Consider the following 25,049-nt stretch of genomic DNA (forward strand, 5'->3'; position numbering starts at 1 on the left):
ACGGACTGGGGATTTCCTAGCGCAAACGCAACGCACCGCGCAACCACTTTCTGTGCTGCTGCAATTGCTGCACAGGCGGATTGCGAGCGTTGCAATCGTTACTACATGCGAAGGATCAGTTGTAAGCCCCTCACTGCGGGGCGGCGGGCGCAGTCTGCTCCCCTTGGGGGAGGACGCTGCGGCCCTGGTCTTCCTGGGGCTTGGCCTCGGCCTGCTTCTCATCCGCCCTAGCTTCCGGCTTTGCTTCCGGCTTGGCTTCGGGCTTGGCCTCCGCTTTCACCTCGGGCTCCGGCTTGGGGGCCGGAGGGGTCAGGCGGGAGAGGTCGCCCTCCAACTGGTTCACCAGCAGCTCCGCCGCGGTGGCGATGGAGCGCAGGTCCGCCTTGGCGTAGGCGTTGCGCGCGGCCACGATGTTGCCGGTGGCCACGTCCACGAGCCGGGCGTCCAGGCGCACGGAGGAGCCGTTTTTGGCCACGGAGCCGGTGAGCACGCCCTGCGCGCCCACCATGGAGCCGATGGCCTGGGCCACGGTGCCGGGGGCGTTGCTGCCCTGGCCGAACTGCATCTCGTCCAGCACCTTCTTGAGCGCGGCGCGCTCAACGACGCTGAATGAGCCGGAGTTCACCGCGCTGGTGATGAGGAACTCCGCCGTGACACGGCCGAGGTTCTCCTTGAGGGCCTCGTCGGTGACGGCGTCGAACTCCAGAATGGCGATCTTGAAGGGCTTGGCCTGCGGGGGCTGCTGCGCGGCGGCGGGACCGCCGATCACGGATACGGCCAAGGCCAGAACGAGAACGAATGTGAGCGTGAGGACACGTATGGGCATAGGGGCCTCCAAACCGCGCGGACCATACAGCGATACGGAGCGGGACGCAAGGCGGGGGCGGAGGGGCTCTGCCGTGCGGGTTTTGGAGGGGGTGTGTTCATTATATGCCGGATCGCTTCACTTCTGGCTGATCCCCACCGGCAACCTCTCAAAGGTGGATTTTCGGCGTGGCTTGATGTGCCTAGGCATTACGGAGTTGGTTGGACATAAGCTCCATGATAATAGGGTGTTGAACAGCGTCAGATGGCGGATGTTCGTTTTACCAGTGGGAGTCGCCCCCATTGTGTTCTTTTGTTGGCAGTTAGGCCTGATTCTAGGCGCATTTGGTGGCACATAAAAGTAGGGAACCCCTACTTGACTACGGCTTGCCGCTAAAAGAAATAAATGAGGAAACTGTCAAGGGGGAAACTAACGTGAACACGTTGAGGACCATCTCTTTGTTGTCCTTACTGGCATTGTTTGGCTGTAGTTCTGTCCCCATTGGTCAAAAAATGATAACCGCACCCCAGAAAAAGATGCAAGCTGCCAAACACTGGGATGTACTGGCGCAGCACATAGCAAACAAGATTAGGAACATGACTGTCGGCGACCGTGATCTTGCCTACAGGAGCGTGTATTTAGACTCTGACGACATGTCTGAGTTTGGTTCTACACTCAAAGAATTGATCCGGTATCATTTATTCAAATCCGGTGTGAGTGTTGCCGATTATCAGGATGGGGCAATTGTCCTGACGTATAAAACCAAAATTTTGAACCACAATGCCGACAGAGTTTCCGGCGACTGGATCTATCAAGATCAACTAGCACTCGGTGCAGCGTATCTCGGTACAGGTGCCGCATTTGGTATCGCAGCTGTTTACAACGCCGCGGATTATTCATCCCGCACAGTTGCTCAAGGCGCGCTTGTCGGGCCGGCCATCGGGTTCGGAGTGGCTGGTCTGCTCAACACAGCCATTTATTCACAGTTCACGGGAATCACCAACACGGAGATGATTTTTGCGGCAGAAATGCATGCCGATGGGAAGCTGCGGGATATGTATGTTGACGTTTATTATATAAACCCGGAAGACGTTCAGCAGTATATCGCTAGGGCTCAAAGGAAGTATCTGGAGGGGAGCCCTCCGCTTAAAGGCAAGAATTTCAAGATCGTGGGCGAAGGTCAGCGCCGGACCAAATAATCAACTACAAGCACGGGGAATCCTATGTTTAAAATATTTTGTGCCTTCGTGGTTACGGCTGTCCTGTGTTCATGTGCCGGTTACGCGCCAACTGAACAGCGCATAGTAGCAGTGAACAATGAACAGAATCTGATAGACTACAGTTATAAGGCGTGCGAACTGCTCATGCTGCGTTCGTCTCGGAATATAACCGCATCAGACGGTATTCTCGTGGCCAGTTTTGTTAACACGGATAAGCTTGAAGAGTCATCCACATTTGGTCGAGCGGTTGCGGAGCAGTACATCACAGGCCTTACCCTGCAAGGTTGCAAGGTTTCTGAGATCAAATTGCGAGGCAGCTTGTTGGTTAAGCAGAATGCCGGAGAGTTCATGCTGTCACGCGAACTGAAAAACATCGTGTCGAATTATAAGGCGCACGTTGTTCTGGTCGGGACGTATGCCAAGGGTGTCGACAACGTGTACGTGACTGCAAAGTTTGTCGACCCGACGGATAGCTCGATAATAGCCGCCGTTGATTATAAAGTGAAAATGACTCCAGACGTCAGGAAGATGACTGAGGCACAATAGCCCAGGCTGCGCAACTAAAGAAAAGGCCCCTCCAGTGAGGGGCCTTTTTGCATGTCGGCATCAATATCACAGCCGCCCTCGCGGGCGGCCCTCTGCGTTCTTTCGTCACTCTCCGCCTACGCGGTCTCTTCCCTCTTCTGCGCGGCAACCTCGGCCTCGCACACGCCCTGGTACGTCACCCTGTCCGCGTACTCGGCCTGCTTGCCCTTGTTCCAGCGCGACACCGGGCGGTAGTACCCCACCACCCTGGTGAACACCTCGGCATCCTTGCCGCAGCTCGGGCAGAAGTGGTGCTCGCCGGAGATGTAGCCGTGCTCCTTGCACACGCTGAAGGTGGGCGTGATGGAGAGGTAGGGGATCTTGGTCATCTTGAAGGCGCGGATGATGAAGTTCTTGAGCGCCTCGTGGTCGGCCACGGCCTCGCCCAGGAAGGTGTGGAACACGGTGCCGCCGGTGTAGAGCGGCTGCAGCTTGTTCTGATGCTCGAGCGAGGCGATGACGTCCTGGCTGAGGCCCACGGGCAGGTTGGTGGAGTTGGTGTAGTAGGGGGTGCCGTTGCCCGAGGCCTGGATGTCGGCGTAGAGCGACTTGTCGATCTTGGCCAGGCGGTAGCTGGTGCCCTCGGCCGGGGTGGCCTCCAGGTTGTAGAGGTTGCCGGTCTCCTCCTGGAAGCGGGAGGTCAGCTCGCGCAGGTGGTTCAGCGCCCGGGTCATCAGGCGCACGCCCGCATCGGTCTCGATGCCCTTGCCCAGGATGTTCAGGCAGGCCTCGTGCCCGCCCACCAGGCCGATGGTGGCGAAGTGCCCCTTGTAGCCGTTCTTGAGGTAGCGGGCGCTCCAGGGGAACATCTTGCGGTCAAGGTGCTCCTGGATCATCTTGCGTTTGAACTCCAGGGCGTCCTTGGCCATGGTGGCGTACTCGGTGAGCAGGTCCAGGAAGTCCTCCTCGCCGTGGGAGAGGTAGGCCAGCTTGGGCAGGTTCAGCGTGACCACGCCGATGGAGCCGGTGAGGTCGCCCGCGCCGAACAGGCCGCCCACCTTGTTGCGCAGCTCGCGCAGGTCCATCTGGAGGCGGCAGCACATGGAGCGCACGTCCTCGGGGGAGAGGTCGGAGTTGATGAAGTTCTGGAAGTAGGGCGCGCCGTAGCGGGCGGTGAGGTCCAGCAGCTTGGCCCCGATCTCGGAATCCCAGGGGAAGTCCTCGGTGACGTTGTAGGTGGGGATGGGGAAGGAGAAGATCTGCCCGGCGTAGTCGCCCTCGCCCATGACCTCCAGGAAGGCCCGGTTGAACATGTCCATCTCGGCCTGGAACTCGCCGTAGGTGGCGTCCTGCAGCTTGCCGCCGATGATGACGGCCTCCTTGGCGATGTGCTTGGGGGGCGTGAGGTCGAAGCTCAGGTTGGTGAAGGGGGTCTGGCCGCCCCAGCGCGAGGTGGTGTTCAGGTTGAACACGAATTTCTGCACGGCCTGGCGCACCTGGCGGTAGTCCAGCCCGTCGTGGCGGATGAAGGGCGCCAGGTAGGTGTCCACGTTGTTGAAGGCCTGGGCCCCGGCCCACTCGTTCTGCAGCGTGCCCAGGAAGTTGACCATCTGCCCCAGGGCGGAGTCGAAGTGGCGGGCCGGGCCGGCGGAGGAGCGGCCCTCCAGGTTGAAGCCCTCCAGCAGCAGGTCGCGCAGGCTCCAGCCCGCGCAGTAGCCCGCCAGGCCGAAGGAGAGGTCGTGGATGTGGAAATACCCGTGGTCGTGGGCGGAGCGCACCTCCTCGGGGTATTTCTCAAGGGCGTAGCGGGCCTGCACCGTGCCGGAGAGGTGCAGCATCAGCCCCTGGAAGGAGTGGCTCATGTTGGCGTTCTCGGCCACGCGCCAGTCCGCCTTGGAGATGTAGTTGTCGATGGTCTCCGCGATGTCCAGGAAGGCGGCCTTCTGCTCGCGCAGGGAGCGGCGCTTCTCGCGGTAGATGATGAAGCGCTTGGCCACGTCGAACAGGCGCGAGTCCATGAGCACGCGCTCGACCATGTCCTGCACGTGCTCCTGCACGGGCACGTCCACGCCCTCGAGCTTCTCCTCCACCTTGCGGGCCAGGCGCTTGGCCAGAAGCGGGTCCTGCACGCCGCTGGCGCGCAGGGCCTTGAGGATGGCCTGGGCGATGCGCTCCAGGGACCAGGTTTCCAAGCATCCGTCGCGCTTCATTATCTGCTGGGGCATTTCAGGCTCCCTTCCCCTCGGACTTCGGGGGGATGTATGTTTGTTCCGTAAGCTCGTGGCCGGGGGGCAGGCATTCGCGCACCCGCCGGACATCCTCCGGGGCGAGCCCCGGAACGAGCGTGGTTCTGAAGAAAAACGACCCGGGCCGGGCCTCGGCCAGGGCGAAAATCCGTTTCAGGGCGGCGCGCGCCGCCTCCGGGCTTGTGGCGCCGCCGGTGAGCTCGGGATAGCGCTCCCAGGGGCCCTTGACGTCCACGGCGAAGATGGTGCCGGGGTGCAGGGCCAGAATGTGCTCCACCACCCCGGGCAGCATGCCGTTGGTGTCCACCTTTACCGGCAGGCCCAGGCCGGTGAGCCTGCCCACGAGGTTCGGCAGGCCGTGGTCCAGCGTGGGCTCCCCGCCGCAGACCACCACGCCGTCAAGCCAGCGCGAACGTTGCGTCAACGTGCGCATGACGTTGTTGCGGTCCAGTTCGGGGTGCTTTTCCGGGGTGAAGGCCAGGCTCTGGTTGTGGCAGGTGGGGCAGCGCAGGTTGCACCCGCCCAGATAGATCACGCTCACGCTGCGCCCCGGCCAGTCGCACAGGGAGAAGGGCGTGAAGGCCCTGAGCCGGGCCTCGGTCGCGGTGGGCGCGCTGGGGCTCGGGGCCGTGGTCAGGGTGCGGGCGAGATTTTCCATAGGCAATGATTCCTCTACCGCTAGCATATCGGCGCGGCCCAATGAAGAGAAAAATGCCACGTGATATGCAACAGTTACGACACAAGGGCTGCAACGGCTCGACAATAAAGGAATTGTCAAAATGAGAAAAACAGCACGCCCGGAGCGAGGTGGTGGACGCCCGCCGAAGCAATTCCGGCTGGCGATTCGCGGGAGCCCGTGCCCGTTTCGCGGGGCATGGCCTGATCTCCCCAGGGACGTCTTCTGGCTTCCGGCGGGGTGGTGCCCGGAGGCCTTCCCAGGTTTTCACCCAGTGGCCTCCGCCCATGTGCCGGTTACAGCAGCGCGCCTGCGACGGACTTGCACCGTCTTCCGTTTCCCGGGGCGTACAGGAATGATTCTTACAGATTATCCGTGAAGGCTGTCAAGCGACGAATTACAACCCTTTGATACGGCAGGGCTTTTTTTTGCGCGGGCTGCGGCTGGGCCGATACAGGCTCCGCAGCCCGCGTTGCGGCTCAGTCGTCTTTTTTCTTTTTCCAAGGTTTTTCAGTGCCTTGGCGCAGGCGCTCGATGTTCTCCCGATGCTTCCAGACCACCAGGCCCGCGATCACGAAGGCCACGGGCACCACGCTGCCCGGCCCGAACCACCAGACCGTGAAGGGCAGGCTCACCGCCAGCAGCAGCGACCCCAGGGAGACGAAGCCCGAGATGGCGATGGCGGCCACGCACAGGCCCACGGAGACAAGCGTGGCGGGCGCCGACAGCGCCAGGAACGCGCCGATGGTGGTGGCCACGCCCTTGCCGCCCTTGTAGCGCAGGAACACCGGGAAGATGTGCCCGGCCACGGCGGCCAGGGCCACCAGGGAGGGGTAGAAGCCCTCGCAGCTCATCTGCCAGGCCACGGCGACGGGGATGAGGCCCTTGAGGGCGTCCAGCACCAGGGTCAGCACGCCGAGCTTCGTGCCGCACAGGCGCGAGACGTTGGTGGCCCCGATGTTGCGGCTGCCCGCGGTGCGCGGGTCGATGCCCCGGGCGGCCTGGGCGATGAACAATCCGAAGGGGAACGAGCCGGCCAGATAGGCCAGGGCCAGCCAGGCGATCTTGGCGAACATGGTCTACTCCTTGCCGTCCAGGGGGAACCAGTCCCCCACGTCGGGCTTTTCTTCTTCCTCGCGCGCGCTCATCACGCGGAATTCGTTGGTCAGCGGGTCCACCTTGCCGAGTTTGACCCAGAAGCGCTGGCCGGGCTGGGCGTTGCCGCCGAGCATCTCGCGGCCCACCCGCACGTACATCTGCAGCTCCGTGAGGCTCAAGGCCGTCAATTGCCCGCACTCCTCGACCACCACGGCCTCGAACTCGCGTTCGCGGGCGTTCTGCTGCATGAACAGGAGCTTCCAGTAACGCGGCCGGAAGCGCTGCACCTGGCCCACGGCGTCCAGGCGCGCCGCGATGCGCGGCAAGAGCTCCGTCAGGGCCTCGCGGCCGTACAGCGGGGCGCCGGATTCAAGAAAGTGCTGCACCTGGGCCATGTTCACCAGGTCGCTCAGGCGGCGCAGGGGCGAGGTGATGGGCGCGTAGGCCTCGGCCGCGATGGAGGCGTGCCTGCCGGGGCGGGCCTCCAGGGTGGCCCCGCTGAGCTGCTTCACGGCGCGGTGCATGTCCACCGGGCTGGTCCAGACACCGGCGTAGCCGTGGGGGATGGAGACGTCCTGCACGCGGTGCAGCAGGGGGATATCCCGCTCCTTGGCCCAGGCCGCGATGGAGGCGTTGGCCAGGATCATCAGCTCGCTCACGGTCATCTGGGCCTTGGGGTGCTCCTCCTGCCTGCACAGCTCCACGCGCAGGGCCTCGGGCGGGCCGCACAGGGCCAGCTTGGGCTCGGGCCTGTCCAGGATCACGGCCCCGCGCTCGATGCGCGCGGCGCGCAGAGCCTGGGCCACCTGATGGGCCACGGCTACGGTCGGGCCATGTTCGTCCGTCGTTTCTCCGGACTCCAGCCAGCGCTCCACGGACTCGTAGGTCAGGTTGGCCTCCACGCTCACCCAGCCCAGCCGGGGCTCGAAGCTCCGCGGCGCGGCCTGGGCGTCCAGCTCCCAGTCCAGCAGCAGGGCCGGAGTGGGCTGGCCGGCGTTGAGGCTCAGCAGGCCGCAGCCCAGGGCCTCGGGCAGCATGTGGCTGGTCTGTTCCGGCAGGTAGAGGCTGGTGGCGCGGTCGCTGACGGCCTGGCCCAGCGGGCTCTCGAAATTCCAGGCGGCGGTGGGCCGCGCCAGGGCCATGCGCACCTTCCAGCCCCCGCCGGGCAGGGGCTCCACGCGGAAGGCGTCGTCGATGTCGCGGGTGGTGGGAGAGTCCACGCTCAGGAAGCGGGCCGGGTCCGGCTCGCCGCGCATGGCTTCGAGCCGGGCGCGCAGGGCCTCGATCTCTGCGGAGAATGCCGCGCTCCAGGCGTCGCCGGGCTCGTACCCGGCCTGATCCAGCAGGAAATTGTAGTGCGGGGGGATGAGGCCCCACTCCTGGGCCAGGATCAGCGGCTGCTGCGGGTGCTCGGGCAGGCCCTTGCGCAGTTGCTGCCACAGGGGGGCCCACTGGGGGCTCTCCTGGTCGGCAAGCAGGGCCTTGAGCATCTCCCTGAGCTTGGCTGCGGCCTCCGGGTCCAGCTGGGCGGCCAGCTTGGCGGCGTCCTTGCGCCTGCCCGAGGCCCAGCCGGTCCACAACTCGTGGAAAAATGTCTGCCCGGCCGTGACCACCAGTTCCCGCTCGCGCGCGGCGGCCTGCTCGGCCAAGCGGCGCTCCACCACCTCGGCGGGGTAGACCTCGAAATTGGGCGGCTGGAACTTGAAGTGGGTCTTCACGGCCAGGAGCGCGCGGCCCATGGCGGCCACGCGGTCCACATCGGGGTTCTCGAAGCTCAGGCCCGCGAACCAGGCCGGGGAGGACACCGTGACCTCGCCCTGGGCCAGCTCCCAGATCTCCAGCGGGTCGATGCCGGCGGCCAGCTCCTCGCGCAGGCGGGAGTGCTCGCGCAGCTTCTCCAGGATGGCTTCGCGGTTGTGCGCGCCCTCGAAGCGGGGGCCGATCCAGGGCAGGATGCGCGAGGCCGCCAGCTTGCTCTCGCGCTTGTTCAGGGTGAACAGATGCAGCTTGTCCCCGGTGGCCTGCTCAACCCAGGCGAGCTGGGGCTCGTTGCCCTGGAGGAACTCCACGATGCAGCCTGCGCTGGCCATGGACTGTATGGACGGATGCTTGGTCAAAAACATTCTCCGGCGGCCGGGACGGGCCGCCCGTCATAAGCTGTATTCACCGCGCACGGCGCGAAGCCGGAGGGGATTCCAAAGGGAGGAACTCCCTTTGGCCGCCGGAGGCTTCCGTATGTCTCGGCCCCAGCCGTGGCCTCCGCGCCGCCGAACCGACCGCTGTATTTGAAGAACATCGGCCGGTTCGACGCGCGGGAGGCGCCGGCAGGAGCCAGCGCGGTTCGCCGCGTTTGAAACGTGGCGAACATACAAGGCTTCTCGCCAATCGCAAGGCTGGATGCCGAAAAGCCTCCGGCGGCCAGAGGGGCTTCGCCCCTCTGGACTCCGAAACGGCTTCGCGGCAAGCGCCTTAGTGCTTGAAGGAGCGCTGCCCCGTGAAGACCATGGCCACCTGCGGGGAGGCCTCGTTCACGGCCTGCACCACCTCCCAGTCGCGGATGGAGCCGCCGGGCTGGGCGATGGCCGTGACGCCCTGGGCCAGGGCCAGGTCCACGCCGTCGCGGAAGGGGAAGAAGCCGTCCGAGACCAGCACGGAGCCGGGCAGGCCGCCCCTGTCCGCCCTGGTCTGGGCTTCGATGCCCTCCAGAACCTTGCCCAGGGAGGTGTCCGTGGCGGCCTTCTCGCGCAGCTCGTGGATGGAGAGCTGGTGGCGCTCCCAGGCCAGCAGGTCGGCGTACTTGGTGTAGGCCTTGTGGATGGTCAGCTGGACCACGCCCACGCGGTCCTGCTCGCCGGTGCCGATGCCCACGGTGGCCCCGTCGCGCGCGAAGATCACGGAGTTGGAGGTCACGCCCGCCTCCACGGCCCAGGCGAAGAGCAGGTCGTCGGCCTCGCGCGGGCTGGGGGCGCGGGCGATGAAGGTCTTGCCGTCCTTGGTGGAGCCCTGGGCCGGGATGAAGTCGTCCGCGCTCAGGATGCGGTTGCGGAAGGAGAACTGCATGACCATGCCGCCGTCCGTGAGCGACTTGATGTCCAGGAAGGGCTGGCCCACCATCTCGGACAGGCGGGCGATGCCGGGCAGGGCGATGATGCGCAGGTTCTTCTTGGTGGTGAGCACTTCCAGGGCTGCGGGCTCGTAGTCGGGGGCGGCGACCACCTCGAAATAGTTGGCCGCGATGCGCTCGGCCGTGGCCTTGTCCAGGGTGCGGTTGACCACGATGGCCCCGCCGAAGGCGGCGATGCGGTCGGAGAGGTTGGCGCGCTCGAAGGCGGTGGCCAGGCCCTCGTCGGTCCAGGCGGCGCCGCAGGGGTTGTTGTGCTTGAGGATCACGGCGGCGGGCTTGGCCGAGAGGTACTGGAGGATGTTCAAGCCGTTGTCCACGTCGGTGAGGTTGGTCTTGCCCGGGTGCTTGCCGGACTGGATCAGGTGCTCCTCGGTGATGGCCGAGACCAGGCCCTGGCCCGCGCCCCTGAAGCGCACCCCGCCCAGCTCCAGCGCGCCGGAGGCGAGCTGATAGAGCGCGGCTGGCTGGTCCGGGTTCTCGCCGTAGCGCAGGCCCTTGGCCTCGCCGTCGATGGTCCAGCTGCGTTTGGTGAAGGTCAGGGTCTGCCCGCCCATGGTGATGGTCATGTCCTGCGGGAAGGGGTCCTCGGAAATGGTGGTGTACATCTTCTTGAGATCGCTCATGGTCTGCTCCGGTATGGCGTGCTGAGAAGGGCACCCTAGCACAGCGGGGAGTGGGCGGCAAACGGGCATTGGCCGCGCGGGTTTTTCGTGCTAGGCGGTGCGGGTACGATCGTGGAGGCCGTGTGGAAAAAGTGCTCGTGAAGCTGGCCAAGCAGCTCAACAACTACGACGAGGCGTCGCTCATCAACCTGTGGGAGAAGTACGCCGAGCAGGTCAAACGCTTCGAGCCTTCGCGCCGCTGGGAGGAGTCCGTGCTGATCCTCTCCATGATCCAGGCCGTGCGCTTCAAGAACCAGCTTTTCAACCTGCACTGGTCCGAGGGCCGCGCCCCGGGCGAGGTTCAGCCGGAAAAATCCCTCATCGAGGCCGTGCACCAGCCCGGCCAGGCCCCCCAGCCGCATGCCCCGGCCAAGCCCAAGGGCAGGGTGCTCTCCTTCAAGCACAAGGAGGACGCCATGAGCGAGACCGTCATCACCCGCGACGAATCCGAGGACGACGGCCAGTAGCCCGCCCGTATTCCCGCTCCCGGCGCGAAGCCGGGAGGGATTCCAAAGGGAGGAACTCCCTTTGGCCGCCGGAGGCCTCTTCGCCCACCCTCTGCCCCGTAAATCAAAACAACTTTCCATAACCTTGGCCGTTTTCACGCGGCGCGCGCCGGTTCCCTTGGGATGCCGCGCAGCAGGCTTGCACCGCGCCCGGCATCCTGCCAAGCGGGCGTGTTGCGCACTGCGCCATGTCAGCCACCTGGAGATGGTCTGAAAACAAAAAGGGCCCGCGTCACGAGCGCGAGCCCTTCTTCGTTTCGTTCTCCCGAGTTCCCTAGCCTGCGGTCTTGTGCTCCTGAAGCTCCCGCGTGCGCTCGATGCGGCCGCGCGTCTCCTGCATGGCCAGCAGGAAGCGCGTCATCAGGTTGGGGTCGCCCATCTTCATCTTGGTGTAGCGCTCGATGCCGGTGGCGTAGAGCGCGTCCGCCTTTTCGGCCAGCTTGGCCAGCGCCTCGGCGTCCGCGCCTCCGGCCGCCTCCAGGCGGGAAAGCTCGCGTTCCAGCGCGGCCACCTCGCCCAGGTAGCGCTTGAACTCGCGGTCCGCCTCCTCCCTGGTGGAGCCCGCGCCCATGAGCCAGCGCGTGATGACCAGGAAGCCGGAGGCCAGGCTCATCACCAGGCCGAAGATCCCCTGGACCTTCTTCCAGGTCTTCTCCGAGAACACGGGGTCCTGGCGCTTGAGGTAGGCGGTGGTGCCCTCCGAGATGGGGAAGCCGGAGGGGGTGGTGACCAGCTTGGGGTCGAGCTTCTGGCGCAGGGAGGTCTCCATGCCCACGCTGAAGAGCACCTCCAGCAGGTCGGCCACGGCCCCGGGCGGAACCTTGGCGTTGGCGACCATGAACATGTTCACGCCCAGGGCCTTGATGTCCTTGGCGGGTATGGGCGGGTTGACGCTGTAGGTGTAGCTGAGGATCGTGGCGTTGGCGACCCAGCCGTAGCGCAGGGAGAGCGAGGCCGGGAAGGGCAGCTCCATCATCTGGTAGCCGTTGTGCTTGATGAGGTGCTCCACCAGGAAGGAGGGCAGGGTGGAGAGCACGAAGATGGCGTCGGGCATCTTGCGCGGGGGCAGGGCGGTGAGCTTCTCGGAGGAGAAGTTGGTCTCGGCGTAGTCCACCCCGTGTTCCAGCTGCGAGAAGTTGAGCACGGTCTGGGCCACGATGCGGGTGCCGCCCTCCTTGGAGCCCATGTTGATGACCTTGCCCTTGAGGTCCTTGATGTCCTTGATCTCGGGGCGCACCAGCAGGTGGACGACCTCCGGCATGATGGCCGTGACGTGGCGGACGTTGGGCAGGTGCACGTCCAGGCCGCCCTGGATGATGGCCAGGTCCAGCTCGCCCTTGTCCAGGGCGTCGAGCGCCGCGAAGGAGCCGGAAATCGGCTCGATCACCAGGTTTATCGAGCGTTTGGCGGCCTCCTGGCGCAGCACGGTGGCCAGCTTGTGCCGGTTGCCCAGGATGTCGCCGCCGGTGATGCGCAGGGTGTAGCTGCGCGGCCAGAGCTCCCAGACGGAGTAGCCGCACCAGCCCGCCAGGGCGAGCACGATGAGCCCGCCCACCACACGCCTGAACCAGACGTTCTTCTGCAGCCTGACGAGATATTTGTTGAGTACGTCTTGAGCTTCTGACGCCATGATCGCTCCTTGAGAAGCTTGGGTTGGGCGTGGTCCGGCGTTGCGTTCCGGGCTGTTAGTAGACGCGGACGAGCTGCTCTTTCTCGAGCAGGGCCTGGCCCTCGCCGCTGATGGCGAACTCGACGAACCGCTTGGCCCAGGGGGTGGCGGTCTGGCCGATGGCGAAATAGTAGGTTCTGGCCAGGGGGTAGCGGCCCGAGAGCACGGTCTCCCGGTTGAGGTCCACCGTGTCGATGGTCAGCACCTTGACCTCCCCGCCCAGGTCGGGCAGCGCGGCGTAGCCCACGGCCCAAGGGTTGGCCTGGATCTCGCCGGCCATCATCTTGCCGCTTTCGAGCTGCTTGGCGCCCTTGGCGATGTCCTCGCCTTCCAGGGCCGCCTCCTCAAGCCCGCGCCGGGTGGTGGAGGAGGACTTGCGCGAAAGCAGCGCGATGGGCTGGTCCGGCCCGCCGAGCTCGCTCCAGTTGGTGACCGCCCCGGAGAACACGTCCTTCACCTGCTTCATGCTCAGGTTGGAGACGGGGTTGGAGGGGTTCACCACGACGGCGATGGCGTTCTTGGCCAGGATGAAGTTGCGGACGCTGTCGCTGTCTTCGCTGCGGCTCATATCGCGGGAAAGGCCCGCCACGTCGATGGCTCCGGTCTTCACGGCCAGGAGCCCCGCGGTGGAGCCGCCGCCGTCGCAGACCACGCGCAGGCCCTCGGTCTTGGCGGCGAAGGCCTCCCCGAGGTGCTTGGCGAAGGGCAGGACCGTCGAGGAACCGGCGATGAGGAGGGACTTGTCGGCCTTCTCCCGCTGGCAGCCCAACCCCGACAGCGAGAGCAGAAGCGCGCAGAGCAGGCACAACTGGAAGGCGGCCTTCGCGGTGCGGCCGGTACGGCGACGCGGTGAATTGTGTGCGGACATTGCTGCGGCCTCCTACGGAGCGGGGTTGGTGCTGATCGGGAGCATCTTGAGCTTCTTGGCCAGCTCCTGGCCCTTGTCCGGGGCTTGCAGAAAGCGGACGAAGGCCTGCGAGGCTTCGGAGGGGTTCTCCTTGACCACCACGGCCAGGACGCGCGTCAGCGGATAGCCGCCGTTCAGGATGTTCTCCCTGTCGGCCGCGACGCCTTCCACGGTGAGCGCCTTGATGCTCTCGCTCAGCAGGCTCCAGGCCACGTAGCCGATGGCGTTCCTGTCGGCGGCTACGGCGCGCAGCATGGGCTGCATCTCCATGGTCCTGGCCTGGGGGGTGATGGCCGCGTCCGCGCCCAGGACCTTGTCCTTCCAGAGCTCGTAGGTGCCGGAGACACCGTCGTGCGTGGTGACCACGATGGGGGCGTCGCTGCCGCCCACGTCCTTCCAGTTGGTGATCTTGCCGGAATAGATCTTCTTGAGCTGCTCCAGCGAGAGGGCGGACACGGGGTTCTGCGGGTTGACCACCGGAACCACGGCGTCGTTGCAGAGGGGGATGGTCTTGAGGTGGACCTTCTCGGACTTGGCCTTGCGCTCCAGCTCTTCGGGAATCTCGGAGGAGATCATGGCGATCTCGGAGGTCCCGTCGATCAGGGCCTTCACCCCGCGCGCCGTGCCGCCGCCCGAAACAGTGACGATGGTGCCGGGGTTCTCCCGCATGTACTGCTCGGCGGCCAGTTGGGTGAAGAGCCGCAAGGTGTTGGAGCCCGCGACGTGGACGCTCTGCGAGCCTCCGGCAGCCTTGGCCTGCATGGCCGAGGGGAGGATGAGGGCGGCGGCCAGGGCGAAGAGGATCAGCCTCCGCCACAGGCCCGGACGGACTTCGCGCCTTGTGAGCTGGTGGACCATTGGGACAACCTCGGGTGCGGTGGGTTGGTGAACGACGCTGGTTCCGACGGCCGGGGAGGGCGACATCCGAAAGCGTAGGGACACAGCTTAGTATGAAAGTGCCGTTCCGGGGAAGGCGAAATCTTATAGGGAATTATATAGACGCCTAAGCATTGTGCAACCATGCGGAATCACGGAGCACAGACGCGGAATGGGGGGGGCTGGCGTCGCTGCTGTGCGTCCGGTCGCACGGGGCGACAGTCGTTGTGGAGGGCTTGGGGGGATGGCCGGGGCGCGGCGGCCCGGAACGCAAGCCCCCGTCCGGCCGTGGCGGATGGTTCCGCCATGGCCGGACGGGGGAAGATGTTGGCTGTTTATTTGCTGTCGCCGCCAGTCGGCGGGGCGGGCTTGCGATCCTCTGCTTCGGCGTCGCCGGGGGCGGCCGGGGCTTCCGATGCGGCCACGAGTGCCGCTTCCGGCTGGCCATTCGGCCCAGGCTTGTCCTCCGTGCCGGGTGCGACGGGTGTTTCGGGGCTGCCGCCAGGTTCTCCGGAAGTAAGGGCTGCGGTTTCGCCCTCGGGGATCAGGGCGCTCCCGGCCGGAGTAACCGTTTCGGCGACCGTTTCCGTGCCGGCGACCGTTTTCGGGGATGATTCAGCCGGGGTCTCGGAAGCTGCGCCGGATTGTCCGGCCGATTCGCTCTCGGAAGGCCCGTCCCCCTGGGCTTCGCTTCCGGTCGTGGCCGCGGGGGCCTCACCTGAGTCCCCGTCCGGTCCGGCCTCGCCCATCCGCGCCTCGGGGGCGGAACCCTCATCGCCTTCCTGCGGGGGCGGCGGGGTGTCCATGGTCACCGGGTTGTCGCTGGGGGCCACGAAGGGGCTGGCCAGCGGGGTGCGGTTGTCGGGCGGGGCGAAGTCCGGGTACTCTTCGGGGTCCAGGTAGACCCAGGTCAACTCGTGCTTGTTGTTGTAGAGGTGCACCAGGCGCGAGCCGGGGAAGCCCCAGAATTTCGCGGCGGTCTCGTGGTCCGTGGGGTTCTGGAACTTGAGCGTGCACACGAAGTTGCGGGCCTTGCCGAAGTTCTGCCAGCGCTCCACCAGACGCCAGAGCCTGTCCGGGTAGCAGATCACGTCGCTGAAGAGCCAGTCCACCGGGCCAACCTCGCGCGGGTCGAGGGCGAAGGCGGAGAGCATGCGGTACTCCACGCCGGGCATGGCTTCGATGCGCGGCTCCAGCGGGGCCTTGTCCACGCTGAGCACCTTGCAGCCCAGGCTGGCAAGCACCCAGGTCCAGCCGCCGGGGCTGCCGCCCAGATCCAGGCAGAAGCTGCCGGGCTTGGGCGCGGTCTCCAGCAGGGTGAACAGCTCCCAGAGCTTGAGATAGGCCCGGTTGGGCGGATCGACCTTGTTCTCCAGGAATTCCACCTCCCCGTGGGGGAAAGGGCTGGAACAGGCCGGGGAGGCGATGATGGTGTCGCGGTCCAGCATGGTCCAGGAGCCAAGGGGCGAACGGGGCGGTTGCGTGCCGATGGCCACGGGCTTGGGGCGCACGGCGGGCAGTTGCTCCTCGATGAGCTTGGCCCGGCGGTGGTGCCGCACGGACCACAAGGCCCAGTTGCGCTGCAGGGACTTGAGCTTGGCCACGCCGTCCCCGATGGAGGTGATGGGGATGCGCCTGGGGTTGAGCCAGATGTTCTGGGCCCAGGCCACGCGGCGCGGCGGCCCGGGCGCGAAGACCAGGCGGTCCACCACCTCGGAGACGTCGCCCAGCTCGTAGACGAGCTCGTTCACGAAGCCCTTGGGGGCGAGATAAACTGTGAAATCCATATGTGTCGGCCTCCCGGCGGCCAAGGTATTTCGTTGACAACGCTGGTGCGGTTTTTTACGCAAAAAAGCCTTTTGTGAAAGTGCTAACTTCCCGCCCCGGCCCGGGCAAGCCGGGGCAACAATATCATCCGAGGTCCGGGGGCGTCCTGCGAACCCCGGCGGCCGCGCGGAGAAGGCTTTCGCGCGGCCACACTCCTGGAGGAGCAATGGCTGGCATCGTGGTGCACGGCGCCCAATGGGGCGACGAGGGCAAAGGCAAGATCGTGGACCTCCTCACCGAAAAGGCGGGGATCATCGTCCGTTTCCACGGCGGCAACAACGCCGGGCACACCCTGGTGGTGGGCGGCGAGAAAACGGTTCTGCACCTGATCCCCTCCGGCATCCTGCACCAGAGCAAGCGCTGCGTGATCGGCGCCGGCGTCGTGCTGGACCCCGAGGTCTTCCTGCAGGAGGTGGACAAGCTGGCCGCCAAGGGCGTGGACATGTCCCCCGCTCGCCTGGCCGTGAGCCTGCGCACCCACGTCATCATGCCCTACCACAAGATGCTCGACGCCGCCCGCGAGGCCGCCAAGGCCGGGGCCAAGATCGGCACCACCGGGCGCGGCATAGGCCCCTGCTACGAGGACAAGGCCTCGCGCGTGGGCATCCGCGCCGGAGACTTCCTCGACGAGGAGCTGCTGGCCGCCAAGGTCGCCCACGCCATCAAGGAGAAGAACGCCCTGCTGGCCGGCCTGTACGGCCTGGAGCCGCTCGATCCGGCCAAGGTCCTGGCGGACCTGAAGCCCCTGGCCAAGCGCGTGGCCGCCTACCTGGCGGACGTGCCCGGCATGGTGCAGCAGGCCCTGAAGAGCGGCGAGGGCGTGCTCTTCGAGGGAGCGCAGGGCACCCACCTGGACATCGACCACGGCACCTATCCCTTCGTCACCTCCTCCAGCTGCCTGGCGAGCAACGCCGCCGCCGGTTCCGGCTGCTCCCCCAGGGACATGGCCTCAGTCATCTCCGTGGTCAAGGCCTACACCACCCGCGTGGGCTCCGGCCCCTTCCCCACCGAGCTGACCTGCGCCCACGGCGACCACCTGCAGAGCGTGGGCGCCGAGTTCGGGGCCACCACCGGCCGCAAGCGCCGCTGCGGCTGGCTGGACGCCGTGCTCCTGCGCGAGGCCGTGCGCCTCAACGGCACCACCGGCCTGGCCGTGACCAAGCTGGACGTGCTGGGCGGGCTGGACAAGATCAAGATCTGCACCGGCTACCTCTACGAAGGCGAGACCATCCTATATCCGCCCCAGCGCGAGGGCGCGCTGGCCCACGTGGAGCCCATCTACGAGACCATGCCCGGCTGGAAGGACGACATCACCGGCTGCCGCACCTGGGAATCCCTGCCCGAAGCCGCCCGCAAGTATCTGCTGCGGGTTGAAGAGCTGGCCGGAGCCCCGGTGAGCGTCATCTCCGTCGGCCCCGACCGGGAGCAGACCATCTACAAGGGCTAGGCCCACGGGCGGTCGGCGCATGGACGCAGCGTTCTTCGGGCTCGGCCCCAGGCAGGACCGCGCCCGCCGGCAGCTTGACCGGCTGGCGGCGAATCCCCCGCAAGTGCTCGTACTGGAGGGCGGACTGGCTCCCGAAAGGGAGGCGGCCGCCCTCTATTTCGCCGCGGCCTGCAACTGCGCCGGTTCCGGGGCGAATCCGGGCGGCGGCGCGTGCGGGGCCTGCCCGGCCTGCGTGCAGATACGCGACAAGATCTTCATGGACCTCATCTTCCTGGATGGGGTGGAGCAGTCCATCAAGGTGGACGACGTGCGCGAGGTGCGCCAGAAGGTGGGCGAGCCCCCGCGCGGCTCCGGCCACCGGGTGGTGGTGTTCACCGAGGCCCAGTCCCTCACTCCGTCGGCGGCCAACGCCCTGCTCAAGTCCATGGAGGAGCCGCGCCCCGGCAACTGCTTCCTGCTCCTGGCGCCGCAGCGCGAGCGCCTGCTGCCCACCCTGGTATCCCGCTCCTGGACGCTCACCCTGGCCTGGCCCGAGGCCGGGGGCTCCCTGGCCTGCCCGGCGGACGCCGAGGCCTGCGACAACGCCGTCTGGCTCGAGGCCCTGGAGCGCTTCTGGCGCACCGGACAGGGCCTCTTCGGCCTGACCTCCGCCAAGACCCGCCTGACGCGCAACGTGGCCCTGGCCGTGGTGCTGGCCCTCTCCAAGGAACTTGCCGACGTGCTGGCCGGCCGGGAATGCTCCCGCCTGGGGCGGTTCCTGGGCGAGCGCCTGGGCCTGCAGGGCCTGCGCAGCCTGGACCTGCTGCTGGAGACCACCCAGGAGGCCCTGGTGGGCATGGCGAACCCGGCCCTGTCCATCGAGTGGATGGCCACCCGCGTGGCCCTCTGGGTGCGCTGAACCCACCCGGAGCTGCTTCCGCCCGCCTCCAACCCTCCAGCACTGTTGCACAATACCCTCTGCAATGCAGCAAGTTCGCGCTTAATCGGATTCCCTCTTGTCTTTTTTCATCCGCTTGGGGTAGAGCAAATACAACCGTCTCCGGCGAGTATCGCGCACGCGCCAAGAAATGTGGCCCCGGCCCCGCACATGAACGCGGTTCAGGGCTGCCCAGGGCGAAATCCATTTGACGCGCCGGAGGGGAGACATTCTTTGCGCAACCGCCTTTTCTTCCGGCTGACCATGCCCGTTGTGGGGGGAGTGCTGCTCATCTGGGGCGGGCTGCTGGCCATGGCCTTGAACCTCATCTCGGAAGTGGTGGCGGACCATGCGGACCACCAACTGCGCAGCTACGCCCGCGAGACCAGGAACATCCTGACGGAGTCCAACGAGGTGCAGCTGGCGGCCATGCGCGCCCTGGCGCAGAAGCTCGCCCAGAACTCCACCCAGAATCCCGCCCATGCCCAGGCGCAGGCCGCGGCCGCGGAACGCGGAGCCAGGCGGCAGGCCCTGGACCGGCTCCTCAGACTCTACCGCATAGAGGACGTCCCCGCCGTGGTGGTGGACGCCGACGGCTCCGAACTGATGCGCCACGCCCCGGGCGGCCTGATCGTGCCCGTCGAGCTCAAGGAAAAAATGACCACGCTGCCCATGAAGCTGGACGGCTTCCCGGGCCACGCCTTCGAGCTTGATTTCCAGCCCTGGGGCTGGCGCGTGATCCTGGGCGACGTGAGCACGGGCTACCAGTTCATGGCCACCGACATCCGCAACATGACCCTGGGGGGGGCGGCGATCCTGCTGGTGGCGCTGCTGGCCTACCTGCACTACACCCGGCGCACGGTCTCCGAGCCCCTGGAGAGCATCCGGGGGGCGTTGCAACGCGGCGAGCGGCCCGGCTACACGGGCATCGAGGAGTTCGGGGCGGTGGCGGAGTCCATCGGCAAGGTCATGGACTCCCTGGACGAGCGCGACCGGCAGCTGCGCGTCAGCCGCACCTGGTACCGGCGGATGTTCGAGTCCGCGCCGGTGATGATGTTCTCCATGACCCAGGACGGACGCCTGAGCGACGTGAACCGCATGCTCTGCGAGCACGGCGGCTACTCGCGCGAGAACCTGATGGGCATCGAGGCCGGGCGGCTGGTCACCATGGAGGCCGGGTCGTTGCAGGATATCTTGTCCGGCAAGCTCATGAGGAGGGTCCCGGCCCTGCTGCGGCTCAAGGGCGGGGAACAGCGCCAGGCGCTCGTGGACGCCCTGCTCACCGAGGATCCGGCCGGCCGGCGGGTGGTGCTCGCGGCGGTCATGGACGTGACCGGCCAGCTCGACACCGAACGGGCGCTCATCGCGGCAAAGGACGCGGCCGAGGCGGCCAACCGGGCCAAGGGCGAGTTCCTGGCCAACGTCAGCCACGAGATCCGCACGCCGCTCAACGGCATCCTGGGCATGCTGCAACTGCTGGAGCGCTCCCGGATGGAGCCCCGCCAGGCGGAATGGGTGGGCAACGCGCTGGAGAGCGGGCGCTCGCTCTATACGTTGCTGGGCGACATCCTGGACTTCTCCTCGCTGGAGTCGGAAGGGGCGGGCTTCGACGACGAGCCCTTCTCGCCCGCGGGGCTGCTGTTCGAGATGGCGCAGCTCTTCTCCCACCAGGCCCAGGACAAGGACATCCTGCTCGCCGTGGTGCCCGAGCCGGGCCTGCCCCGCACCATGACCGGCGCCGGGAGCAGGCTGCGCCAGGCGCTCTTCAACCTGGTGGGCAACGCGGTCAAGTTCACCCAGAGCGGCTCGGTCACCCTCAAGGTGGACATGGCGGGCGACACGCCCGAGGGCGCGACGCTGCTGCGCTTCCAGGTGTCGGATACCGGCATCGGCATCGGGCCGGACAAGCTGCGCTGCATCTTCGAGCCCTTCACCCAGGCCGACGGCTCGCACACCAGGCGCTACCAGGGCGCGGGCCTGGGGCTGGCCATCGTCAGCCGCCTCGTTTCCCTGTGGGGTGGCCGCCTGGACATGGCTTCGGCTCCCGGCAGGGGCACCACGGTCTCCATCACCATCCCGGCGCGCCCGGCGCGCCCGGCGCCGGCCGGGGTGGAGGCCCCGCTGCACGCGCAGGCCGCCCTGACCGCCCCGCAGGGGGCTGGGCGCGTGCTCCTGGCCGAGGACGACCCCATCAACACCGTGCTCACCATGGACATGCTCGAAAGCCTGGGCTACCGCGCCACCATCGTGGAGAACGGCTCACAGGCCATCAAGGCCCTCAGCCAGGAGGATTTCGACTGTCTGCTCATGGACCTCCAGATGCCCGAGATGGACGGCATAACCGCCACCAAGGCCATCCGGGGCGCTTCCGAGCTTGGGCTCAAGGCGGAGATACCCATCATCGCCCTGGCCGGGCACGCCCTGCCCGGGGACAGGGAGCGCGTGCTGGCCGCCGGAATGAACGATTATCTTGCGAAACCCGTGGATTTCGATCACCTGGAGATGGTGCTGGCCAGGGTCATGGGCAACCCTGCCCGGCGAAGGCTCAGCTGACCTGGAGCAACCTCGCCCGCCCCCATCCGGGCCAACCATGCGCAAGCACCTCTGCATCCACGGCCATTTCTACCAACCCCCCCGCGAAGACCCCTGGCTGGGCGCCATCCTGCCCGAAGGCAGCGCCGCCCCGAGCCTGAACTGGAACCAGCGCATCACCGGGGAATCCTACGCGCCAATGGCCCGGGCCAGGCGGCTGGACGGCTCCGGTCGCATCACCGCGCTGCTCAACTGCTACGAGTGGATGTCCTTCAATGCGGGGCCCACGCTGCTCTCCTGGATGAGCGGGGCCGACCCGGACACGGTGCGCCTCATGCGCGAGGCCGACGCGGCCAGCATCCGCAGGCTGGGCAAGGGCAACGCCATGGCCCAGGTCTACCACCACCAGATCCTGCCTCTGGCCAGCGAACTGGACAAGGAGCTGGAGGTGGCCTGGGCCGTTGACGACTTCACGGCCCGCTTCGGCCGCGCCCCCGAGGGCATGTGGCTGGCCGAAACCGCCGTGGACACCGCCTCGCTGGAGGCGCTGGCCCGGCACGGCGTGCGCTTCACCGTGCTGGCCCCGGGCCAGGTCAAGGCCGTGGCCGCGCTGGACCACCCTGAATGGAAGCCCGTGGACGCCTCCAGCCTGGACATCCGCCAGCCCTACCTGGTGAAACTGCCCTCCGGGCGCAGCGTGAGCGTGTTCTTCTACGACGGCCCGCTCTCGCAGGCGGTTGCCTTCGAGGGGCTGCTCGCGGACGGCGAGAACTTCTGGCGGCGGCTCTCCGGAGCCTGCTGCCCGGGCCTGCTGGCCCTGGCCACCGACGGCGAGACCTACGGCCACCACTTCAAGTTCGGGGAGATGGCCCTGGCCTTCGTGCTGGACCAGGCCCGCCAGGAGCGCGACGGCGTGGCCCTGACCAATTTCGCGGCCTATCTGGAGGCCAATCCGCCCACCATGCAGGCGCGGCTGCACGAGCCCTCGGCCTGGAGCTGCGCCCACGGCGTGGAGCGCTGGCGCTCGGACTGCGGCTGCACCACGGGCGAGCACCCCGGCTGGCACCAACGCTGGCGCGGCCCCCTGCGCCAGGCCCTGCAGGGCGTGAAGGACGCGGCGGATGCGCACTTCTTCCAGCGCGGGGCCGAATGCTTCAAGGACCCGCGCTCAGCCCTGACAGCCTATGGCAAGGTGCTGGCCGGGCTCTCGACCCAGGACGGTTACGCCAAGGCCCATTTCCGCGCGGGGCTGTCCGCCGCGCAGCAGGCCACGGCCTGGAGGCTGCTCTCCATGCAGCAGTGGGGGCTGGCCTCCCTGGCCAGCTGCGCCTGGTTCTTCGACGAGGTCTCCCGCATCGAGCCCGTGAACGCCCTGACCTTCGCCCTGCGCTCCATGGAGCTGGCCCGGCGCACCGGCGGGCCGGACATGGAGCCCGGGCTGCTGCCCATCCTGCGCCAGGCCGAGTCGAACCTGCCGGAGTACGGCAACGCCGAGGTGGTCTGGCGGACCATGGTAGCGCCCAGGCGCGAATCCGAGGCATCCCTTACGGCACAGGCGCTTTTGACCCTGCACCTGGAGGAGCGCTTCCCCGAGCCGGAGCGCAGCGCCTGCGTGTCCTGGCCGGGTGTCGGGGTCGAGGTGGCGGCGCAGAGCCCCTCCAGCGGGACGGTGCGCATCTCCTGGGCATTGGAGAGCGGCGCGGACGAGGCCCGCTGGGAGTGGCGGAGGCCCTCCGGCGGGGAGGATCCGCTGCTGCGGCCCATAAGCGTGGAGGCGGCCTCCGGGCCGGAGGATTTCCTCCCGGCCGTGCTGCCGGTGAACAAGCGGCAGGCCCTGGCCGACGCCTGGGCGCTCCATGCCTCGGAGAAGGCCTGGGAGTGCGTTCTCGCGCGCATGGGCCAGGGCGCGCACCTGGTGGCCGAACTGCAACAGGCCCAGACCACCCTGACCCTGGCGCCCCTCTGGGCCGGGATGTGGCAGCAGCTGGCCTGGGCCTACCTGTGGGGGCTTGACCTTTCGCCCAAACAGGGTGAACTTTTGCGGGTGTTCCTGGCCCAGGCCTCGGGCTCGGGCTGGGAGCGCGACGGTCTGATGGAGCGGGTGAGGCGGCGCGCGCTCCAGGAAATCTGCACCGGTCTTCCCGACTGGGAGGCGCTTTGCCGTATGGTGCTGCGCGTCAGGGAGCTGGGCCTGCCGGAAAACTGGTGGAAGGTCCAGAACGTCCTCTGGGAGGGCTCCCTGCATGCCGGCGCGGGGCGCGCCTTCGCTCAACTCATCGGATTTGCGTAATGACCAAAGATATCCCCCTGCGCGAAAGGATCATCTTCGCGCTCGACGTGCCCGACGCGGCCCGTGCGCTGCATTGGGTGGACCGGCTCGAGGGCGGCCTGGGCTACTTCAAGGTGGGGCTGCAGCTCTTCCTGGCCGAGGGCTTCCCCCTGGTGGAGCGCATCCTGGAGCGCGGGCACAAGCTCATGCTCGACCTCAAATTCCTGGACATCCCCCAGACCACGGGCCTGGCCATGCGCGAGGCCGCACTGCGCGGCGTGCACCTGGCCACCATCCACGCCCACGTCTCCAGCGTGGCCCGGGCGGCCGTGGCCGAGGCCGGGAGCGTCGGCGTGCTCGGCGTCACGGTGCTCACCAGCTACGGGCAGGAGGAACTCGCCGAGCTAGGCTACCCCGGCAGCGTGGAAAGCCTGGTGGAAGCCCGTGCCGGCATCGCCCTGGGCGCGGGCTGCGCCGGGGTGGTGGCCTCCGCCAGGGAGGCCTCACTGCTGCGCAAGGCCTACGGGCCGGACTTTCTGATCGTGACCCCTGGCATCCGCCCGGCCCAGCACGGCAAGGACGACCAGCGCCGGGTCATGACGCCCGGGCGGGCCATCGCCGCGGGCGCGGACCACCTGGTGGTGGGGCGGCCCATCAGCCAGTCGGACGCCCCCGTGGAAACCGCGAAGCGGATGCTGGAGGAAGTGGGCGAGACGTTGGAGTCCATGCCCCACGCATAGGACGGGCTTCAGCGATGAGATGCTCCATGGCCCCGAACCGTCTGCTCATGGTCACGCTGGGTGTCTGGGCCGCCCTGCTGGCGGCCTGCGGCCCCTGCCTGGCCGGGCAGACCGTGGTGTTAGACACCGGGGAGTGGCCGCCCTACACCTCCCAGACCCTCCCCGGGGGAGGGTTCATGACGGAAATAGTGGCATCCGTTTGCGCCGAGGCAGGCATCGAGCCCCGCTTCGAGTTTCTGCCCTGGGCCAGGGCAGAGGCGGGCGTGAGCTCCGGCGAGGCCTTCGCGGCGTTCCCCTACGCGATCACCCCGAAGAGGAAGGAGCATTACGACTTCTCCGAGCCGATGTTTTACGGGTTGTCGGTGCTCATGATCCGGGAGGGCAACGAGAAAGTGAAGCATCTGGCCGACGGGGCGTCTGCCGCGGACATGAAGGACATCGTCATCGGGGCGATGGTCGGCGGCTACCAGGCCCACGTCCTGGAGTCTGCCGGGCTTCGGGTGGAGCGAATCCCCAAGACGGAGCAGCTGGCTGACATGTTGCGGAACGGGCGGCTGGACGGCATCGTGGACGACAAGGAGGTCCTGCTGCACACGGTGCGGACGAAATTCCCCGGAGACCACGGGTTCAGGATCGTCCACATCCAAACTTTCCGCAAACAGCCCAACGGGCTGATGGTTTCCAGAAGCTATCCGGGCGCGAAGGCCCTGCTGGAACGGTTCAACGAGGCCCTGCGCAGGATGCGGGCCTCGGGCGAGTACGAGGCCCTGGCCGTGCGCTACGGCCTGGAAGTCGATCCCTGAGTCTATTCCGTCCCCATCGCCGGGGATAGCCAGACACCCGGGACAGTTTGGAGTATCTGCTCGATTGTCGGCCTGCCCGGGCTTCCCCATCGCCGGGGTCCGGGGGGAGGCCCTCCCCCCGGCGGGGTTCGGGGCAGCGCCCCGCGCGTCTCTTCCTGCTTCTCTCCCTACTTCTCTTCCAGCTTCTCTTCCGATTCTTTC

The 25,049-nt window shown here is 67.0% G+C and carries 18 protein-coding genes, 1 pseudogene and 1 riboswitch; of the genes and pseudogenes, 9 read left to right on the forward strand and 10 right to left on the reverse strand.

Features of this window, described 5'->3' with window-relative positions:
- Nucleotides 1–130: 130 nt before the first annotated feature.
- Nucleotides 131–826 carry a FlgO family outer membrane protein gene (locus MLE27_RS10805; protein ID WP_243312087.1) on the reverse strand — a complete coding sequence of 232 codons (696 nt, stop codon included), beginning with the start codon at nucleotides 824–826 and terminating at the stop codon, nucleotides 131–133.
- 413 nt (nucleotides 827–1,239) lie between these two features.
- Between MLE27_RS10805 and MLE27_RS10810 the strand changes: the two genes are divergently transcribed.
- Together MLE27_RS10810 and MLE27_RS10815 are read left to right on the forward strand one after the other, a co-directional pair.
- On the forward strand, nucleotides 1,240–2,004 hold the full coding sequence (locus MLE27_RS10810; protein WP_243312088.1) for a hypothetical protein: 765 nt from the start codon (nucleotides 1,240–1,242) through the stop codon (nucleotides 2,002–2,004).
- Between the two features lie 24 nt (nucleotides 2,005–2,028).
- Nucleotides 2,029–2,571: a FlgO family outer membrane protein gene (locus tag MLE27_RS10815; RefSeq protein ID WP_243312089.1), complete on the forward strand. Its 543-nt coding sequence runs from the start codon at nucleotides 2,029–2,031 to the stop codon at nucleotides 2,569–2,571.
- A gap of 116 nt (nucleotides 2,572–2,687) precedes the next feature.
- Here the strand turns inward: MLE27_RS10815 and MLE27_RS10820 are convergent, their stop codons facing one another.
- The 5 genes from MLE27_RS10820 to MLE27_RS10840 form a co-directional block, all read right to left on the reverse strand.
- The gene (locus MLE27_RS10820; RefSeq protein ID WP_243312090.1) at nucleotides 2,688–4,775 is read right to left on the reverse strand and encodes a ribonucleoside triphosphate reductase; all 2,088 of its coding nucleotides are present in this window, start codon (nucleotides 4,773–4,775) and stop codon (nucleotides 2,688–2,690) included.
- Between the two features lies 1 nt (nucleotide 4,776).
- Nucleotides 4,777–5,454, reverse strand: a complete 678-nt coding sequence (locus MLE27_RS10825) for a radical SAM protein (RefSeq protein WP_243312091.1) — start codon at nucleotides 5,452–5,454, stop codon at nucleotides 4,777–4,779.
- A 216-nt stretch (nucleotides 5,455–5,670) separates the two neighbouring features.
- Nucleotides 5,671–5,832, reverse strand: a riboswitch (cobalamin riboswitch).
- A 119-nt stretch (nucleotides 5,833–5,951) separates the two neighbouring features.
- A complete protein-coding gene (plsY, locus tag MLE27_RS10830) occupies nucleotides 5,952–6,548 on the reverse strand; it encodes a glycerol-3-phosphate 1-O-acyltransferase PlsY (protein ID WP_243312092.1) in 597 nt (198 codons plus the stop codon).
- 3 nt (nucleotides 6,549–6,551) lie between these two features.
- On the reverse strand, nucleotides 6,552–8,687 hold the full coding sequence (locus MLE27_RS10835) for a ribonuclease catalytic domain-containing protein (RefSeq protein WP_243312093.1): 2,136 nt from the start codon (nucleotides 8,685–8,687) through the stop codon (nucleotides 6,552–6,554).
- 352 nt (nucleotides 8,688–9,039) lie between these two features.
- On the reverse strand, nucleotides 9,040–10,317 hold the full coding sequence (locus MLE27_RS10840) for an IMP cyclohydrolase (protein WP_243312094.1): 1,278 nt from the start codon (nucleotides 10,315–10,317) through the stop codon (nucleotides 9,040–9,042).
- Nucleotides 10,318–10,439: 122 nt separating this feature from the next.
- Here MLE27_RS10840 and MLE27_RS10845 point away from each other — a divergent pair, with 122 nt between their 5' ends.
- On the forward strand, nucleotides 10,440–10,823 hold the full coding sequence (locus MLE27_RS10845; RefSeq protein ID WP_243312095.1) for a hypothetical protein: 384 nt from the start codon (nucleotides 10,440–10,442) through the stop codon (nucleotides 10,821–10,823).
- Between the two features lie 313 nt (nucleotides 10,824–11,136).
- On the opposite strand, the gene MLE27_RS10850 is transcribed toward MLE27_RS10845, so the two are convergent.
- From MLE27_RS10850 to MLE27_RS18260, 4 genes and pseudogenes are all read right to left on the reverse strand, one after another.
- Complete coding sequence (locus tag MLE27_RS10850) at nucleotides 11,137–12,492, reverse strand: TAXI family TRAP transporter solute-binding subunit (protein WP_243312096.1); 1,356 nt, start codon at nucleotides 12,490–12,492, stop codon at nucleotides 11,137–11,139.
- 55 nt (nucleotides 12,493–12,547) lie between these two features.
- Complete coding sequence (locus tag MLE27_RS10855; RefSeq protein ID WP_243312097.1) at nucleotides 12,548–13,399, reverse strand: phosphate ABC transporter substrate-binding protein; 852 nt, start codon at nucleotides 13,397–13,399, stop codon at nucleotides 12,548–12,550.
- A gap of 12 nt (nucleotides 13,400–13,411) precedes the next feature.
- The gene (locus tag MLE27_RS10860; protein ID WP_243312098.1) at nucleotides 13,412–14,296 is read right to left on the reverse strand and encodes a phosphate ABC transporter substrate-binding protein; all 885 of its coding nucleotides are present in this window, start codon (nucleotides 14,294–14,296) and stop codon (nucleotides 13,412–13,414) included.
- Nucleotides 14,297–15,210: 914 nt separating this feature from the next.
- A pseudogene (locus tag MLE27_RS18260) lies at nucleotides 15,211–16,101 on the reverse strand (SAM-dependent methyltransferase); the annotation flags it as partial.
- 206 nt (nucleotides 16,102–16,307) lie between these two features.
- Between MLE27_RS18260 and MLE27_RS10870 the strand changes: the two are divergent.
- The 6 genes from MLE27_RS10870 (at nucleotide 16,308) to MLE27_RS10895 (ending at nucleotide 24,848) form a co-directional block, all read left to right on the forward strand.
- Nucleotides 16,308–17,588: an adenylosuccinate synthase gene (locus tag MLE27_RS10870; protein WP_243312099.1), complete on the forward strand. Its 1,281-nt coding sequence runs from the start codon at nucleotides 16,308–16,310 to the stop codon at nucleotides 17,586–17,588.
- 19 nt (nucleotides 17,589–17,607) lie between these two features.
- Nucleotides 17,608–18,486, forward strand: coding sequence for a DNA polymerase III subunit delta' (locus MLE27_RS10875; protein ID WP_243312100.1), 879 nt, complete (start codon nucleotides 17,608–17,610; stop codon nucleotides 18,484–18,486).
- 252 nt (nucleotides 18,487–18,738) lie between these two features.
- Nucleotides 18,739–21,057, forward strand: coding sequence for a hybrid sensor histidine kinase/response regulator (locus tag MLE27_RS10880; protein ID WP_243312101.1), 2,319 nt, complete (start codon nucleotides 18,739–18,741; stop codon nucleotides 21,055–21,057).
- Between the two features lie 37 nt (nucleotides 21,058–21,094).
- Nucleotides 21,095–23,326 (forward strand): DUF3536 domain-containing protein, encoded by a 2,232-nt coding sequence (locus MLE27_RS10885; protein WP_243312102.1) that lies wholly within the window; start codon nucleotides 21,095–21,097, stop codon nucleotides 23,324–23,326.
- Nucleotides 23,326–24,045, forward strand: a complete 720-nt coding sequence (pyrF, locus tag MLE27_RS10890) for an orotidine-5'-phosphate decarboxylase (protein ID WP_243312103.1) — start codon at nucleotides 23,326–23,328, stop codon at nucleotides 24,043–24,045. The genes MLE27_RS10885 and pyrF overlap by 1 nt, the downstream gene beginning before the upstream one ends.
- Nucleotides 24,046–24,071: 26 nt before the next feature.
- Entirely contained in the window at nucleotides 24,072–24,848 is a 777-nt protein-coding gene (locus MLE27_RS10895) for a substrate-binding periplasmic protein (RefSeq protein ID WP_243312104.1), read from the forward strand.
- The last annotated feature ends 201 nt before the right edge of the window (nucleotides 24,849–25,049 follow it).

This window comes from Fundidesulfovibrio agrisoli (genome assembly GCF_022808715.1).
GTDB lineage: Bacteria > Desulfobacterota > Desulfovibrionia > Desulfovibrionales > Desulfovibrionaceae > Fundidesulfovibrio > Fundidesulfovibrio agrisoli.

Excerpts from the sequence above, each read along its gene's own strand:
- MLE27_RS10805 (WP_243312087.1), bottom strand. The coding sequence starts at position 826 with ATGCCCATACGTGTCCTCACGCTCACATTCGTTCTCGTTCTGGCCTTG.
- MLE27_RS10820 (WP_243312090.1), bottom strand. The coding sequence starts at position 4,775 with ATGCCCCAGCAGATAATGAAGCGCGACGGATGCTTGGAAACCTGGTCC.
- MLE27_RS10840 (WP_243312094.1), bottom strand. The coding sequence starts at position 10,317 with ATGAGCGATCTCAAGAAGATGTACACCACCATTTCCGAGGACCCCTTC.
- MLE27_RS10860 (WP_243312098.1), bottom strand. The coding sequence starts at position 14,296 with ATGGTCCACCAGCTCACAAGGCGCGAAGTCCGTCCGGGCCTGTGGCGG.
- MLE27_RS10885 (WP_243312102.1), top strand. The coding sequence starts at position 21,095 with ATGCGCAAGCACCTCTGCATCCACGGCCATTTCTACCAACCCCCCCGC.
- MLE27_RS10895 (WP_243312104.1), top strand. The coding sequence starts at position 24,072 with ATGGCCCCGAACCGTCTGCTCATGGTCACGCTGGGTGTCTGGGCCGCC.
- MLE27_RS10815 (WP_243312089.1), top strand. The coding sequence starts at position 2,029 with ATGTTTAAAATATTTTGTGCCTTCGTGGTTACGGCTGTCCTGTGTTCA.
- plsY (WP_243312092.1), bottom strand. The coding sequence starts at position 6,548 with ATGTTCGCCAAGATCGCCTGGCTGGCCCTGGCCTATCTGGCCGGCTCG.
- MLE27_RS10855 (WP_243312097.1), bottom strand. The coding sequence starts at position 13,399 with ATGTCCGCACACAATTCACCGCGTCGCCGTACCGGCCGCACCGCGAAG.
- MLE27_RS10850 (WP_243312096.1), bottom strand. The coding sequence starts at position 12,492 with ATGGCGTCAGAAGCTCAAGACGTACTCAACAAATATCTCGTCAGGCTG.
- MLE27_RS10825 (WP_243312091.1), bottom strand. The coding sequence starts at position 5,454 with ATGGAAAATCTCGCCCGCACCCTGACCACGGCCCCGAGCCCCAGCGCG.
- MLE27_RS10870 (WP_243312099.1), top strand. The coding sequence starts at position 16,308 with ATGGCTGGCATCGTGGTGCACGGCGCCCAATGGGGCGACGAGGGCAAA.
- pyrF (WP_243312103.1), top strand. The coding sequence starts at position 23,326 with ATGACCAAAGATATCCCCCTGCGCGAAAGGATCATCTTCGCGCTCGAC.
- MLE27_RS10875 (WP_243312100.1), top strand. The coding sequence starts at position 17,608 with ATGGACGCAGCGTTCTTCGGGCTCGGCCCCAGGCAGGACCGCGCCCGC.